We start from the raw sequence: 15,352 nt of genomic DNA, 5'->3' as shown, positions 1-15,352 counted from the left end.
GCGGCTTCACGCAAAACCGCCTTCGGGCGGTTTTTTCATGCGCCCTGGGCTTGCCGCCGTGCGGACGCGTCACGCACAATGCCGCATGCCCGTCTCACCCGACACCCTCGCCACACTCCACTGCAAAACCACCAAAAGCTGGGAAACCTGGCTGGCCAGGCACCATGCCAGCAGCCCCGGCGTCTGGCTGCAGATCGCCAAAAAGGATTCGGGCATCGCCTCCACCACGCATGCCGAGGCGCTGGAGGCCGCGCTCTGCCAGGGCTGGATAGACGGCCAGCGCAACGCGATGGACGCCCAGTTCTTCCTGCAGAAATTCACGCCCCGACGCGCGCGCAGCACCTGGTCCAAGATCAATTGCGACAAGGCCATGGCACTGATCGCGTCTGGCCGCATGCAGCCCGCGGGCCTGGCCGAAGTCGAACGCGCCAAGGCCGACGGCCGCTGGGACGCGGCCTATGACGCGCAGAGCAAGATCACCGTGCCCGAGGACCTGGCGGCCCTGCTGGCGAAAAAGCCCAAGGCCAGGGCGTTTTTTGAATCCCTGGACTCGCGCAACCGCTTCGCCATCCTGTTCAGGCTGCAGACCGCCAAAAAAGCCGAGACGCGCGAACGCCGGCTCGCGCTGTTTTTCGCCATGCTGCAGCGTGGTGAAAAAATCTATCCCTGAAAACGGCCGAAGCGGCAGCGCCGCAAGGGACGCGGCCTGCATGCCATATCGCTTCAGCCCTTGGTGCGCTGCGAGACAAATTCGCCTTCGTAGCCCTTGGCCAGCGACAGCTTTTCGGCCTCGCTGAGCACCTTGCCCGCGAGCTGGAAGATGCCCTGCTCTTCATCCTCGAGATGGTGGTGGATCTTGTGGTGCAGTTCCCTGGCCGTGGCCAGCCAGGCCGACGAGCTGAAGTCGGTGCTCTCCAGCGTTTCCACCAGTTTGTCCATCTGGTGGTGTTCCGCGATGCCGTGCCGTGAAGGTTCCTGGGTCATGTCGTGCGCGATCAGGGGAACATAAAAAAACCGCTCCTCGGCCGCCGCATGCGCCGCCAGTTCGCGCTTGAGTTCCTTGAACAGGGATTTCCGGTCCTGGCTATCGCCTTGCGTCCTCACCAGGTGGTCGGCCAGGGCACGCTGGACGTCGTGACTGGTTCGCAGTGCTTCAAAGATATTCATCGGTAAAGTATGCGGAGCCGGCCGTCCCGGGCGTGTAGGCCAAGACCGGATTTCAGCGCAAGGCAAGGCAAAAGCGCTAAATTAGGGGCCTATGAACAAAATTCTTCTTCTGGGCGGCACCGGTTTTGTCGGACGCCATGTGTGTGAAAAACTCGCGCGGCTGCAATGCCGCGTCACCGTGGTCACGCGCCGGCAGGATAAGGCCCGCCACCTGCAGATGCTGCCGCTGGTCGACGTGGTCGAAGCCGACGCCCACGACAGCAGCTCACTGGCACCGCTGCTGGCCGGCCACGATGCCGTTGTCAACCTGGTCGCCATCCTGCACGGCTCGCAGGCCGCCTTCGACAAGGCGCATGTGCAGCTGCCGCTGGAACTGGCCCGCGCCTGCGAGGCCAGCGGCCTGCGGCGCATTGTCCACATCAGCGCGCTCGGCGCTTCGCCCGGCTCGCCGTCCATGTACCAGCGCAGCAAGGCGCGCGGCGAGGCCGTGATGCTGAGCACCGGCCTGGACGTGACCGTGCTGCGGCCCAGCGTGATCTTCGGCGCCGAAGACAAATTCCTCAACACCTTCGCGCGGCTGCAGCAGGTATTCCCCATGATCCCGCTGGCCGCCGCCGATGCGCGCTTCCAGCCCGTCTGGGTGGAGGACGTGGCGGACGCCATCGTGCACTGCCTGCGGGATGCCGACACCGTGGGGCAGATTTACGAAGTCTGCGGGCCGGAGGTGTTCACGCTGCGGCAGCTCGTGAAGCTGGCGGGCCGCTACGCCGGCGTCAACGGCGGCAAGGGCCGGCCCGTGATCGCGCTGCCCGCGCCGCTGGCCCGGCTGCAGGCCGGCCTCATGGAACTAGCCCCCGGCGAACCCATGCTGAGCCGGGACAACCTCGATGCCATGGTCAGCGACAACGTGGCCACCGGCAAGCTGCCCGGCCTGCAGGCGCTGGGCATACGACCGGCATCACTCGAGGCGGTGGGGCCTTCCTACCTGGGCGAACAAGGTCTGCGCAGCGGGCTGACGGCCAAGCGCAAGACGGCGGGAAGGTTTTAAGAGTGCAACCCCTGAGAGGCTAACGCTTGATGACCAGTCCCTGACCTGTGGGCAGCGGCATCACGCGGTACTGCCGCGCGTCAAACCAGGCGTCCTCGGCGAGCTTTTGCCCGCGGTAGGCGCCGGCCCATTCATAGTCGTCGAGGATCAGGATACCGCCCGGAACCATGCGGTCGAACAAATGCTCCAGCGCCGCGATCTCGGCGGGTGCCTGGTTCAAGTCGATGTGCAGGTAGGCAATGCGCTCCGGGCAACCGCTCGCAAACACTTCGGGGATTTTCCCCCGCATGACCTGGACCTGGGGGTAATGCATGAATTTCTTGCAGACGCGCGCATACAGGTCTTTGCCGTGCTCCGGCATCGCGTGGTTGAGCATGCTGCTATCGTGCTCAAAGAGGTCGTAGCACCAGAAGGTTTTCGGGAACGCCGGGCCTCCGAGGTAGTCGACGACCGTTTTGACCCCCACCCCGGTATAGGCGCCGCACTCCACGAAATCCCCGTCCAGGTGCACGCAATGGTAGGCCGCGCACGCCAGCACATAGCGCCGCCACACGATGGCTTTGTCGGAGTCGCTCTCAACGTTGTCCTGCCATGCTTCCACGAACGGGCGATCATCGAACATGGACAGGTTACGCGCCCAGGTCAGCAGGTTGTCGGCGAAGTAGTAGCCGCCCACCAGTTTTTGGGTCACCGACTTCATGCTTTCGGACACCCCACGGTCGTCGGTCGTGCCCCAGAAAAGGGGAAAAAAGAAACTGGGCACATTGCTTTTTTCGGGTGCCGAATACTTCGGAAGAATGGGAAGTGGGCCGGAAACAGCCTGTTTTGAGGGTGCGCCCCGGCGGCGGCCCCGGAACATCTCACTCCAAAGCGCGCGCAACAAATCGCCCAGAATCATGGTTAAACCTTTTTTACCGGCAGCAGCTACCGACGGGTTGACAGTGTGCTCACTGTAGCGCGATTTGCACGTCAAAATCCTTTACTGGCGGCCAACGCAGGGGGGTGGCGGGCTGTCGCCTTGCGCCGCCAGGAGCAGCATCAATTTTGCGGTTTTTTTGCATCAATGGCGCGCCAGCGGGGTTGTAGCATCACAGGTCGTTTCATTTTGACCTTCACCATCATCACCAGCAGACGGGGATTCCATGCTCAAGCTCTACATCGGCAATAAAAACTACTCCTCCTGGTCCATGCGCCCCTGGGTACTCCTCAAACAGGCCGGCATTCCCTTTGAAGAAATCAAGCTGCGCTTCGACTCCTTCGACGCCAACTCGAGCTTCAAGGAAAAAATCGGCGGCGTGAACCCGGCCGGCCGCGTGCCGGCGCTGGACGACGACGGTTTTGTGGTCTGGGACACGCTGGCCATCGCCGAATACCTGGCCGAGCGCTTTCCCGAGAAAAAACTCTGGCCGCAGGAGGCCAAGGCCCGCGCGCGGGCGCGCAGCATCTGCGCCGAGATGCACAGCGGCTTCAGCGCGCTGCGTTCGGCCTGCCCCATGAACATCGAGGCCGACCTGTCCGACATGGGCCAGCTGATCTGGCGCGATAAATCGGCCGTGCGCGCCGACGTTCAGCGCATCGTCGAGATGTGGACCGAGCTGCTGGAGCAGCACAAGGGGCCGATGCTGTTTGGCGAGTTCAGCATTGCAGATGCCTTCTTCGCACCTGTCTGCATGCGCCTGAGCCGCTATGCCCTCCCCGTTCCGCCGGCCATCGGCGCCTACATCCAGCGTGTCAGCGCGCTGCCCGGCGTCAAGGCCTGGATAGACGACGCGCTCGCCGAGAACGATTTCCGCGAATTTGAAGAGCCTTACCGCGTCAAGCGCTGAAGCCGGAGCTCCCATGGTCACGATTTACCTGCGCTACGTGCTCAACACCGCAAAACTCAAGGAGTTCGAGCACTACGGCAAACTGTGGATTCCACTGGTCGAAAAATTCGGCGGCAAGCACCACGGCTACTTCATGCCCAGCGAAGGCGCCAACAACATCGCGCTGGCTCTGTTCACCTTCGACAGCCTGGCGGCCTATGAGAGCTACCGCCAGCGTTCGTTTGCGGACCAGGAATGCCTGGCTGCCTTCAAGTACGCCGAAACCACAGGCTGCATCATCAGCTACGAGCGCAGCTTCTTCCGGCCGGTGTTTTCCTGAAGTTAAAGGCCGGCTTCGATCCGGCCACTAGCCGCTAAACTGGCTTCATGGAAATATTCATGGTCGGCGGCGCGGTGCGCGATGCCTTGCTGGGCCTGCCGGTGCAGGACCACGACTGGGTGGTCGTGGGCGCCACGCCCGAGGAACTGGCGGCCCAGGGCTACCTGCCCGTCGGCAAGGACTTTCCGGTCTTCCTGCACCCCGAGACCCGCGAGGAATACGCGCTGGCCCGCACCGAGCGCAAGACAGCGCGTGGCTACCGCGGCTTTGCGGTGCATGCCGAGCCTGACGTGACGCTGGAGCAGGACCTGGCGCGGCGCGACCTGACCATCAATGCCATCGCCGCCCCGGCCCGCGGCGACGACGCGCCCGGCCGCTTCGAGCCCGACTTTGCCGCGCTGATAGACCCCTTCGGCGGGCAAAAAGACCTGCAGGCCAAAGTCCTGCGCCATGTCACCGGCGCCTTCCGCGAAGACCCGGTGCGCATTTTGCGGCTGGCCCGCTTTGCCGCCCGCTTCTCCGACTTTTCGGTGGCGCCTGAAACCCTGGCGTTGATGCGGGACATGGCGGCCGAGGGCGAGGTCGATGCGCTGGTGCCCGAACGCGTGTGGCAGGAGCTCGCGCGCGGGCTGATGGAGGACAAGCCCTCGCGCATGTTCGAGGTGCTGCGCGACAGCGGTGCGCTCGAAAAACTGCTGCCCGAGGTGGCACGCCTCTGGGGCGTGCCCCAGCCCGCCGCCCATCACCCCGAGGTCGACACCGGCGTCCACCTGATGATGGTGCTGGACATGTCGGCGCAGCTCCAGGCGCCCCTGGCCGCGCGCTTTGCCTGCCTGTGCCACGACCTGGGCAAGGGCACGACGCCGGCCGACGTGCTGCCGCGCCACATCGGTCATGAAGAGCGCAGCGCACGCCTGTTGAAAGGCGTGTGCGAACGCCTGCGCGTTCCGGTGGACTGCCGCGAGATTGCCGACGTGGTGGCGCGCGAGCACGGCAATGTGCACCGCAGCGAAAGCCTGGGCGCCGCAGCCCTGGTGCGGCTGCTGGAGCGCTGCGATGCGTTTCGCAAGCCCCAGCGCTTCGCCGACATCCTGCTGGCCTGCGAATGCGATGCGCGCGGACGCCTGGGCCTGCACGATTCACCCTACCCGCAGCGCCCGCGCCTGCTGGCGGCCCTGGCCGCGGCCCAGGCGGTGCAAACGCAGCCGCTGGCGCAAGCGGCGCAGGCCGCGGGGCACGGCGGCAAGCAGATTGGCGAGGTCATCCACAGGTCGCGCGTCAAAGCGGTGCAAGACAGCCTGGCCGGCACCGCGACACAGCAGCCACCAGCCCCCGGAAGCTGAAAAAGCGAAGCCGGCCTACAGCGATTTGACAGGGGCCCTGCTAAGGTGAATGGCGATGCAGTTATCACCTTCCCCATCGCCGGCCCCGCCTTCATCGTGTTCGGCGCCTCCCGGGCAGCTGCCGGCCATAGGCGCGCGGACAGCCCTCTTCCTGGACTTTGACGGAACACTGGCCGACCTGGCGCCCGAACCCGACGCGGTCCAGCTGGTGTCAGGCGTGATCCCGGCCCTGCTCAGGCTGTCGGGCCAGCTGGGCGGCGCCCTGGCGATTGTGTCGGGCCGCAGGCTGGCCGACCTGGATGGCTTTCTTGCGCCCCTGCAGCTACCGCTGGCCAGCGAGCATGGCGCGCAGCGCCGCGACATACAAGGCCGGATCGTCAGCCTCGCGGAGCCCGACCTGAGCGAACTCGCGCGCAGCGCCGCCGAATTCGCAGCCCAGCACGACGGGCTGCGCATTGAAATCAAGCAGGCCGCCGTCGCACTGCACTACCGCCATGCGCCCGAGCTGGAATCGCTGTGCCTGCGGGTCATGCAGGAAGCCGCCGACCGCACACCCGGCGTCGAGTTGCTGTGCGGCAAGTATGTGTTTGAAGTCAAACCGGCCAATGTCAGCAAGGGATTGGCGATCAAGGCCTTCATGCGCGAGTCCCCGTTCTCCGGCCGCCTGCCGCTGTTCGCCGGCGACGACACCACCGACGAAGCCGGCTTTGCCGCCGTGCAGTCGCTGGGCGGTGAAGGCATCAAGGTCGGCGAAGGCGCGACCGTGGCGCGCCACCGCTGCGCATCGCCCGACGCGCTGCGCGAATGGCTGCACGCGGCCTTTGGCGGCAGGTCGTTGGAAACTGATGATGCGCCGGCCGCCATGCCGGGAGGCCGCCCATGAACGTCGCCGCCGATTCCCTGCACTTCACATCACCCGCCAAGCCCTCCCTGGCCATGGGCGTGATCGGCAACTGCGGCTTCAGCGCCCTGATTGACGCGCGCGGGCGCATCGTCTGGTGCTGCCTGCCGCGCTTTGACAGCGACCCGGTCTTCAACGCGCTGCTCGAACCCCAGCCGGAGCAAGGCGAAACCACCATGCCCGGCATCCAGGACTCGCAGTCCAGCGCCTTCGCCATCGAGATCGAGGACTTCGCCGAAGCCAGGCAGTGGTATGAACCCAATACCGCCGTGCTGCGCACCCAGCTCTTCGACAAGCGCGGCCAGGGCATAGAGATCACCGACTTCGCGCCGCGGTTTTTCAGCCGCTCGCGCTTTTTCAGACCCATGACGCTGGTGCGCCGGGTCAAACCCATCAACGGCGCGCCGCGCATACGCGTGGCGCTGGACATCCGCTTCGACTGGGGCCGGCGCAAGCCGCTGGTCACCCAGGGCAGCAACCACCTGCGCTATGTGGGCGATGAACTTACGCTGCGCCTGAACACCGATGCCTCGCTTTCGCACCTGCTGTCAAAACAGCCTTTTGTGCTGACGCGCGAGCACAATTTCCTGCTGGGCGCCGACGAATCGCTGACCGACGGCATTGCCGACACCGCGCGCCTGTTTGAGCAGGAGACCATTTCCTACTGGAAGAAATGGAGCCAGCGCCTGCACATTCCGCTGGAGTGGCAAGAGGCCGTGATACGCGCGGCCATCACGCTCAAGCTCTCGCTGTTTGAAGACACCGGCGCCATCGTCGCCGCCATGACCACCAGCATTCCCGAGGCGCCCGGCAGCCAGCGCAACTGGGACTACCGCTACTGCTGGCTGCGCGACGCTTTTTTTGTGGTGCGCGCGCTCAACAGCCTTTCGGAAGTCGGCACCATGGAGGACTACCTGCGCTGGCTCAGCAATGTGGTGGTGCAGTCCAAGGGCGGGCATATCCAGCCGCTCTACGGCATAGGCCTGGAGCGCGAGCTGCCCGAATCCATCATGGTGCACCTGGGCGGCTACCGCGGCATGGGCCCGGTGCGTGTCGGCAACCAGGCGCAGGAGCACTTCCAGCATGACGTCTACGGCAATGTGGTGCTGGGCGCGGCCCAGTCCTTCCACGACCACCGCCTGCTGCACCGCGCGGGCCTTGCCGAGTTCAAGCGGCTGGAGGACGTCGGCGAGCAGGCCGTGCGCAACTACGACAAGCCCGATGCCGGCATGTGGGAGTTGCGCACGCGCGCGCGCATCCACACTTCCTCGGCCCTGATGTGCTGGGCCGCCTGCGACCGGCTGGCCAAGATCGCGCTGGTGCTCAAGCAGCCGGAGCGCGCCGCCTACTGGCAGGGCCATGCCTCGGTCATGCAGGAACGCATACTGCGCGAGGCCTGGAGCGAGGAACGCCAGTCTTTTGCCGAAAGCTTCGGCGGGCGCGACCTGGACGCCAGCGTGCTGCTGATGATCGAGGTCGGTTTTATCGACCCGAAAGACCCGCGCTTCATCGCCACGGTGGACGCGCTGGAAACCCATTTGTGCGACGGCCCTTATATGCGCCGCTACGAGGCGCCCGACGACTTCGGCAAACCCGAAACCGCCTTCAACATCTGCACCTTCTGGCGCATAGACGCGCTGGCCCGCATAGGCCGCAAGGAGCAGGCCCGCGAAATCTTCAACACCATGCTGGCCGCGCGCAACCATGTGGGCCTGCTGTCGGAAGACACCCATCCCCTGACCGGCGAGATGTGGGGTAATTTTCCGCAGACTTATTCCATGGTCGGCATCATTAACGCGGCGGTAAGGTTATCCACGCCCTGGGAATCCCAAGTATGAGCCGGCTGGTGGTCGTCTCGAACCGCGTGGCGGATCCCCGCAAGGCCGCCGCCGGCGGCCTGGCCGTCGCACTGGGCGATGCGCTGAGCGCCACCGGCGGGCTCTGGTTCGGCTGGAGCGGCAACGTCGTCGAAGGCGGCGCGCCGGGGGAAGGCGAGCTGCATGTGCAGCAGGCCGGCAACGTCAAACTTGCCACGGTGGATTTGTCGGCCGAGGACCATGCCGGTTATTACCTGGGCTACAGCAACGGCGTGCTCTGGCCGGTGTTCCATTACCGGCTGGACCTGGCGCGTTTCGACACGGGTTTTATCGAGGCCTACCGCCGCGTGAACCGGCTGTTCGCGCACAAGCTGATGCCCCTGCTCAAGCCCGACGACATCATCTGGATCCACGACTACCACCTGATCCCCATGGCCGCCGAGCTGCGCGCCATGGGCTGCAACAACCGCATCGGTTTTTTCCTGCACATCCCGCTGCCGCCGCAGCAGATCCTGGCCGCCATTCCCCAGCACGAGTGGCTGATGCGCGCGCTGTTCGCCTACGACCTGGTGGGCTTCCAGAGCGAGAACGACCTGCTGCACTTCTCGCGTTATGTGCAGGCCGAGGCCGGCGCCGTGGCACTGGGCGGCAACCGCTTCAGGGCCTTTCACCGCACGGTGCGCGCGGGCGCCTTTCCCATAGGCATAGACGTGGACGAATTCGCCGCGCTCACGCATGCGCAGGACGCGCGCGACATGTACGAGCGCATGAAAGAGGAGTATTCACGCCGCAAGCTGCTGCTGGGCGTGGAGCGGCTCGACTATTCCAAGGGCCTGCCGCAACGCCTGAAAGCCTTTGAAGCCCTGCTGACGAAGTACCCGGAAAACATCCGCAGCGCCACCCTGATCCAGATCGCCGCCCCCAGCCGCGAAGACATGGGCACCTACACCGATCTGCTGCAGGAACTCGAAAGCCTGTGCGGCGCCACCAACGGCAATTTTGGCGAGCTCGACTGGATGCCGATACGCTACATCCACCGCAACGTGGCGCGCAAACGCCTGCCGGGCCTGTACCGCGTGGCCAGGGTCGCGCTGGTCACGCCGCTGCGCGACGGCATGAACCTGGTGGCCAAGGAATTCATCGCCGCCCAGGACCCGGCCGACCCGGGCGTGCTGGTGCTCTCGCGCTTCGCGGGCTCGGCCGAGCAGCTAGAGGACGCGCTGCTGGTGAATCCCTATGACATCGACGGCACGGCCGACACCATACAACGCGCGCTTCAGATGCCGCTGGAGGAACGCCAGGCGCGGCACCAGAAGCTGCTCAAGAACATCCGTGAGCATGATGTGCATTGGTGGCGGAGGGAGTTTTTGAATGCGTTAGGTTTTGAGGGGCCGGCTTAGTTGATGCCGGGGTTTGAGCCGGGTCTTGCTCCGGCGGGCGCGCTCTCCCTCTTCTCTCCTTCTCCTCTCTTCGTCTTTCTGCCCGCTCTGCTGAGGGCGGCTGGCCGGGACTCGCCCCGGCGGGCGAGGTACTTTTCTTTGCTTCGCCAAAGAAAAGTACCCAAAAGAAAGGCGACCCGCAGTCTGGGTCCCCTACGCTTCGCTACGGGGCAACCTGCGGTGCTCGACTACGGCGGGGTCTCGCGCAAACTCGCCTTCGGCTCAGACAAGCGCGATCCCTGATCCGCCTACGTCTGCGCTCCTCGGCCCAGCCAGGACGGGGCAATCGGGTACGGGAACCGAATACCGAAATACCAAGAAGATAAATACAAACAAGGACACGCCGTGGCGTGTCCTTGTTGTTTTCGGTATTGGTATTTTTCTCCCACCCCTTGTGGATGCGCCGAGGAGCGCAGGGCCAGACGGATCAGGGCTGGCGTTGTCTGAGCGAAGCGCAGCGTAGCGAGTTTAGCCAGACCCCGGCTGGACCGAGCACCGCAGGTTGCCCGCAGCGAAGCGGAGGGACGCAGCAACCAGGGTCGCCTTTTCTTTTGCTTACTTTTCTTTTGGCGAAGCAAAAGAAAAGTGAGTTGCCGCCGGGCAACCCCCGGCCAGCAGGTCCGAGCAGAGGGCGGTGAAGGAAGAAAGGTGGGGAGGGGGAGGCGCACCCGCCGGAGCAAGACCCGGCTAAGAAACGATATAGGCCCCGGCGCCAGTCGAAAACAGCTTGCCGTCGGCCCCCAGAAACTCCATGCGCGTGCTCGCCACGCGCGATCCCAGCCGCATCACCTCAGCCCGCAGTTCAAAGTACTCGCTGATCCCCGGCCGCAGGTAGTCGATGCGCAAATCAATCGTCCCCAGCTTGGCAAAGCGATGCAGCCGCTGCAGCGGCGGCTCGTCCATGTGGCGCGCGCCTATGGCCGCCATCACGGCCAGCCCGCCCATGGCGTCCAGCCCGGCGCTGATCACGCCGCCGTGTATGCGGTTGTGGGCGTAGTGGCCTATCAGTTCGTTGCGCATGTCTATGCGGGCGCTCACCCTTTCGGCCGTCACGGAAGTGATCCTGAGTCCCAGCAGCTTGTTAAAAACGATTTTTTCCTCGAACAGGTCTTTCAGGCCGGCGACGAACTCCGGCTCGAACTCAATCGCGCCTGCGGGGGTGGGCTGTGTTTTGCTCATAGTCCCCATTGTCGTGCAGCGAGGTCCTTCATGATGTCCTCGGCGCCGCCGCCTATCATCATGACCTTGACCTCGCGGTAAATGCGTTCGCTTTTGGTGCCGCGCATATAACCCATGCCGCCCAGGATTTGCACCGCCTGGTCGGCGCAGAACTGCATGGTTTGTGTGGCGTGGTTCTTCAAGAGGCAGACCTGGGCCACCCAGTCAGGGTTGCCTGAGACCTCATCACCCGCATCGGCGCGCAGCGCCAGCGCGTCGGCCCAGGCGCGGGTGGAAGCGATGCGCATCTGCATGTCCACCAGCTTGTGGCGCACCGCCTGGCGCTCAACCAGGGCCGCGCCAAAAGTCTTGCGCTGGCGCGCCCAGTCCAGGGCCTCGTCATAACAAGCCTCAGCAAAACCCAGCGCGGCCACGGCCAGCGCCAGGCGCTCCCCGTTGAAGTTGCCCATGACCATGCGAAAGCCCGCGCCTTCTTCGCCGATCAGGTAGCGGGCCGGCACACGCACATTGTCAAAACGCAGCTGCGCCGTGTCCGAACACCACCAGCCCATTTTTTGCAAAAGGCTGCGCGACAGGCCCGCCGCATCGCCCGGCACCACCAGCAGGGAAATGCCGGCGGGGCCTTTGGCCTCACCGGTACGCGCGGCCACGGTCAGGAAGTCGGCGCGCATGCCCGAGGTGATAAAAACTTTTTCGCCTTCGATCACATAATCGCCGCCGTCGCGCCGCGCCGTGGTGCACAGCGCGGCCACATCCGAGCCGCCGCCGGGTTCGGTAATCGCCAGGGCGGCGATTTTTTCACCGCGCAACACAGGTGTGATGACTTCCTGCTGCAATGCCGGGCTGCCATGGCGCAGCACGGGCGGCAGCGCGATGTTGTGGGAAAACAGGCTGGCCATGACACCGCCGCTGCCGCCATGACGGCACAGGGCCAGCGTGACTGCATTGCGCAGCCGCCAGGAGGCCGGTGTGCCGCCCAAGGCCTCGGGATAGCCCAGGCCCAGCAATCCCAGGCCGGCCGCCTGCGTGTAAAGCGCGCGCGGAAACTCGCCGGCTTCGTCCCATGCCGTGGCATGCGGCGCGATCTCGCGCTCGGCAAAGCGCCGTACGGCATCGGCCATGGCGGCGATCGTTTCTCCACTCTCGCCAGGGATTGGGTGGGGCGCGCTCATGCCTCAAACTTCAGCAAGACCTGGCCGGGCGCGGCCTGCTGGCCGGCCTCCACCATCACGGCCGCCAGCACCGCGTCATGCGGGGCGTTGATCGCGTGTTCCAGTTTCATGGATTCGATCACCAGCAAGGTGTCGCCGCGCCGCACGGCCTGGCCGGGCGCGGCATGCACCGTGATGACCTTGCCGTTAAAGGGCGCGCGCAGCTCCTGCAAGGCCGCCGCGCCGCCCGAAGCTGCGGCGTCAAAGCTCGCGTCTTCCAGGAACAGGTCCACTCCGTCCGCCTGCACATGCCAGCGCCTGGCGGCCTGTCCCACGGCGCCCTGAAGGCGCACGGCCGCCACGCGCTGCTGCGTTTGGCCCATACGCACCGTGACGGCATCGCCAGGCTCCATCGCCAGCGCCAGCTGCAGCATCCGGCCGCCGGCCTCGACTTCCAGGCGCCCCCGGCCCTGCTCGCGCACGCGCAGGTCCAGCAGCTCGCCGCGATGCCGCAACCTCAGCGGTTTGGGAAAGGGGCAAGGCAAATCGGAGGCCGTCCCGTGGAAAAGCGCCGCCAGCCCCAGCGGCACCATCGCCTTCGCCTGTTCCTTTTGCAGTGCTTCCCGCAATCCGGCGCCCTGCTCGGCCAAAAAAGGAATCAGCGCATCGCCGGCACTGAACACCGGATGGCCCAGGCAGCGGGCCAGAAAGGCCCGGTTGGTCGGCAGGCCCAGCACTTCGGTGCGGCCCAGCGCCGCGACAAGCTTGTCCACGGCCTCACCCCGCGTCGCGGCATGCGCCACCAGCTTGCCCAGCATGGAGTCATAGTGCGGCGGCACCACCAGACCGTCAAACAGTGCATGGTCAAAGCGGATGCCGCCCGGCTCGCGAAAGCGCTGGACCACCCCGGTGTAGGGCCTGAAGTCCTCATCCTCGGCGCACAGGCGCACTTCAACGGCATGGCCGGTAAATACCACCTCGTCCTGCGCGAGCGGCAAGGCCTCGCCCTGCGCCACACGCAACTGCCACTCGACCAGGTCCAGCCCGGTCACCGCCTCGGTCACGGGATGCTCCACCTGCAGGCGCGTGTTCATTTCCATCAGGAAGAACTCCGAGCCCTCAACCAGAAACTCCACCGTCCCGGCGCCCACATAACCTGCCGCCTGGGCCAGCGCCACAGCAGCGCCGCACATGCGCGCGCGCAGGGCCGCGTCGACGGCGGGGCTTGGCGTTTCCTCAATGAGTTTCTGGTGGCGCCGCTGCACCGAGCAATCGCGCTCGCCCAGGTGGATGCAGCGGCCGTGTGCGTCGGCAAACACCTGCACCTCGACATGGCGGGGGTTCAGCAAGGCTTTTTCAATCAACAGCTCCTCACTGCCGAACGCCGATGCAGCTTCCGAGCGCGCGCTGTGCAAAGCCGCCCGCAAATTCCCCGCAGCCTCTACCAGCCGCATGCCGCGCCCGCCGCCACCAGCCACGGCTTTGACCATGACGGGATAGCCTATGCGGCCCGCCTCAGCCTCAAAACGCGCGTCGGACTGGTCCGCCCCCTGGTAGCCCGGGAGGCAGGGAACACCTTGCGCCTGCGCCAGCTGCTTGGCGGCCGACTTGCTGCCCAGTTGCCGGATCGCGGCCGGCGGCGGCCCCACCCAGGCAAGTCCCGCCGCGATCACCGCTTCGGCAAAGGCCGCGTTCTCACTGAGAAAGCCATAGCCGGGATGCACCGCATCAGTACCGCAGGCTTGCGCCGCGGCAATGAGCTTGTCAATCCGCAAATAGGTATCGGCCGAGCTGTCCCCACCCAGCGCACAGGCCGTACCGGCCTCGCGCACATGCAGGGCGCCGGCATCGGGGTCCGAATACACGGCCACCGTCCGCATGCCCATGGCGTGGGCGGTGCGCAGGATGCGGCGGGCAATCTCGCCGCGGTTGGCGACCAGCAGGGTCCTGATGCTTTTTGTCATGCGGCCGCCCGTTTCAGGCGGGTTTCTTGCCGGACTTGGCCACGCCCATGATCCTGGCGATGATGCCCATCATGACTTCGTCGGCGCCGCCGCCTATGGAGGCCAGCCTGCCGTCGCGGAACATGCGCGCCACCTTGTTCTCCCAGGTGTAGCCCATGCCGCCCCAGAACTGCAGGCAGGTGTCGGGCACCAGGCGGTTGAGCCGCCCGGCCTTGAGTTTGGCCATGGAGGCGAGCTCGGTCACATCCTGGCCCTGCACATAGAGCTCACAGGCGCGGTAAGTCATGGCGCGCAGGCTTTCGACCTCGGTCTTCATCTCGGCCAACTTGAACTGCACCCATTGCTGGTCTGCCAGCGCGGCGCCGAAGAGCTTGCGCTCATGCGCCCACTCCACCGTCCATTCAATGCAGTTGGCGAGCGACTGGATGCAGCTGGCCGCGCACCAGAGGCGCTCTTCCTGGAACTGCATCATCTGGTAGACAAAACCCGAACCTTCGCTGCCTATCAGGTAACGCTGCGGCACGCGCACTTCGTCAAAGTAGATCAGGCCGGTGTCGGACGAATTCATGCCGATCTTCTTGATCTTCTTCGCCGCTTCAATGCCTTTGCGCAGCTTGCCGTTCTCGCGCATGGGCACCATCACCAGGCTTTTGTTCTTGTGCGCGGGGCCCTCGCCGGTATTGACCAGCATGCACATCCAGTCGGCCTGCAGGCTGTTGGTGATCCACATCTTCTGGCCGCTGATCACATAGTCGCCGCCGTCCTTGCGCGCCTGGCTTTTGATGGAGGCCACGTCGCTGCCCGCGCCGGGCTCGCTCACACCTATGCAGCCCACGGTGTCGCCGGCAATCGCGGGCGCCAGGAACTCGCGCTTGAGCTCGTCACTGCCGAAGCGCGCCAGCGCCGGCGTGCACATGTCGGTCTGCACGCCTATGGCCATGGGAACGCCGCCGCAGTCTATATGGCCCAGCGCTTCGGCCATGGCCATGCCGTAGGAGTAATCCAGGCCGGCACCGCCAAACGCCTCGGGTTTGGTCAAGCCCAGCAGGCCCAGGTTTCCGAGTTTCTTGAAAACCTCGTGCGCGGGAAATATCTCGGCCGCCTCCCATTCATCGACGTGCGGATTGATCTCGGCATCTATAAAGCGCTTGAGGGTTTTCTGGATTTCCAGGTGTTCGTGGCTGTATTGCATTTTTTG

14 protein-coding genes are annotated in these 15,352 nt (G+C 65.2%); 8 read left to right on the top strand and 6 right to left on the bottom strand.

All coding sequences use genetic code 11. The features are described 5' to 3' along the window. Positions 1–85 precede the first annotated feature (85 nt). Positions 86–670 carry a YdeI/OmpD-associated family protein gene (locus tag ACEN9P_RS14875; protein ID WP_495619688.1) on the top strand — a complete coding sequence of 195 codons (585 nt, stop codon included), beginning with the start codon at positions 86–88 and terminating at the stop codon, positions 668–670. 53 nt (positions 671–723) lie between these two features. Here the strand turns inward: ACEN9P_RS14875 and ACEN9P_RS14870 are convergent, their stop codons facing one another. Further along, a complete protein-coding gene (locus tag ACEN9P_RS14870; protein ID WP_495619687.1) occupies positions 724–1,167 on the bottom strand; it encodes a hemerythrin domain-containing protein in 444 nt (147 codons plus the stop codon). 91 nt (positions 1,168–1,258) lie between these two features. Between ACEN9P_RS14870 and ACEN9P_RS14865 the strand changes: the two genes are divergently transcribed. After that, complete coding sequence (locus tag ACEN9P_RS14865; protein ID WP_495619686.1) at positions 1,259–2,215, top strand: complex I NDUFA9 subunit family protein; 957 nt, start codon at positions 1,259–1,261, stop codon at positions 2,213–2,215. A gap of 19 nt (positions 2,216–2,234) precedes the next feature. Here ACEN9P_RS14865 and ACEN9P_RS14860 read toward each other — a convergent pair whose 3' ends face one another. Then, positions 2,235–2,978, bottom strand: coding sequence for a class I SAM-dependent methyltransferase (locus ACEN9P_RS14860; protein ID WP_495619685.1), 744 nt, complete (start codon positions 2,976–2,978; stop codon positions 2,235–2,237). Positions 2,979–3,357: 379 nt separating this feature from the next. Between ACEN9P_RS14860 and ACEN9P_RS14855 the strand changes: the two genes are divergently transcribed. Genes ACEN9P_RS14855 through otsA form a run of 6 tightly spaced genes read left to right on the top strand, consistent with a single transcriptional unit; the run spans position 3,358 to position 9,821 of the window. Continuing rightward, positions 3,358–4,041: a glutathione S-transferase family protein gene (locus tag ACEN9P_RS14855; protein ID WP_477700911.1), complete on the top strand. Its 684-nt coding sequence runs from the start codon at positions 3,358–3,360 to the stop codon at positions 4,039–4,041. 13 nt (positions 4,042–4,054) lie between these two features. Continuing rightward, entirely contained in the window at positions 4,055–4,360 is a 306-nt protein-coding gene (locus tag ACEN9P_RS14850; protein ID WP_007864673.1) for an NIPSNAP family protein, read from the top strand. Positions 4,361–4,407: 47 nt separating this feature from the next. Beyond that, the gene (locus ACEN9P_RS14845; protein ID WP_495619684.1) at positions 4,408–5,703 is read left to right on the top strand and encodes a multifunctional CCA addition/repair protein; all 1,296 of its coding nucleotides are present in this window, start codon (positions 4,408–4,410) and stop codon (positions 5,701–5,703) included. Between the two features lie 55 nt (positions 5,704–5,758). Next, positions 5,759–6,586: a trehalose-phosphatase gene (gene otsB / locus ACEN9P_RS14840; protein ID WP_477664735.1), complete on the top strand. Its 828-nt coding sequence runs from the start codon at positions 5,759–5,761 to the stop codon at positions 6,584–6,586. Next, complete coding sequence (locus tag ACEN9P_RS14835; protein ID WP_477664734.1) at positions 6,583–8,442, top strand: glycoside hydrolase family 15 protein; 1,860 nt, start codon at positions 6,583–6,585, stop codon at positions 8,440–8,442. The genes otsB and ACEN9P_RS14835 overlap by 4 nt, the downstream gene beginning before the upstream one ends. Further along, on the top strand, positions 8,439–9,821 hold the full coding sequence (otsA, locus tag ACEN9P_RS14830) for an alpha,alpha-trehalose-phosphate synthase (UDP-forming) (protein ID WP_477664733.1): 1,383 nt from the start codon (positions 8,439–8,441) through the stop codon (positions 9,819–9,821). Before ACEN9P_RS14835 ends, otsA begins: the two co-directional genes overlap by 4 nt. A gap of 726 nt (positions 9,822–10,547) precedes the next feature. On the opposite strand, the gene ACEN9P_RS14825 is transcribed toward otsA, so the two are convergent. The 4 genes from ACEN9P_RS14825 to ACEN9P_RS14810 are packed head-to-tail and all read right to left on the bottom strand — an operon-like array spanning position 10,548 to position 15,346. Further along, positions 10,548–11,039, bottom strand: coding sequence for a thioesterase family protein (locus tag ACEN9P_RS14825; protein ID WP_477663274.1), 492 nt, complete (start codon positions 11,037–11,039; stop codon positions 10,548–10,550). Then, positions 11,036–12,160: an acyl-CoA dehydrogenase family protein gene (locus ACEN9P_RS14820; protein ID WP_495619683.1), complete on the bottom strand. Its 1,125-nt coding sequence runs from the start codon at positions 12,158–12,160 to the stop codon at positions 11,036–11,038. The genes ACEN9P_RS14825 and ACEN9P_RS14820 overlap by 4 nt, the downstream gene beginning before the upstream one ends. Positions 12,161–12,207: 47 nt before the next feature. Further along, the gene (locus ACEN9P_RS14815) at positions 12,208–14,142 is read right to left on the bottom strand and encodes an acetyl/propionyl/methylcrotonyl-CoA carboxylase subunit alpha (protein ID WP_495622183.1); all 1,935 of its coding nucleotides are present in this window, start codon (positions 14,140–14,142) and stop codon (positions 12,208–12,210) included. A gap of 25 nt (positions 14,143–14,167) precedes the next feature. Further along, entirely contained in the window at positions 14,168–15,346 is a 1,179-nt protein-coding gene (locus ACEN9P_RS14810; RefSeq protein ID WP_495619682.1) for an acyl-CoA dehydrogenase family protein, read from the bottom strand. Positions 15,347–15,352: the final 6 nt, after the last annotated feature.

This window comes from Polaromonas sp. Polasp52 (assembly GCF_059491565.1).
Note: the sequence above shows the minus strand (reverse complement) of the source record. Positions and strands in the feature narration are given on the sequence as shown.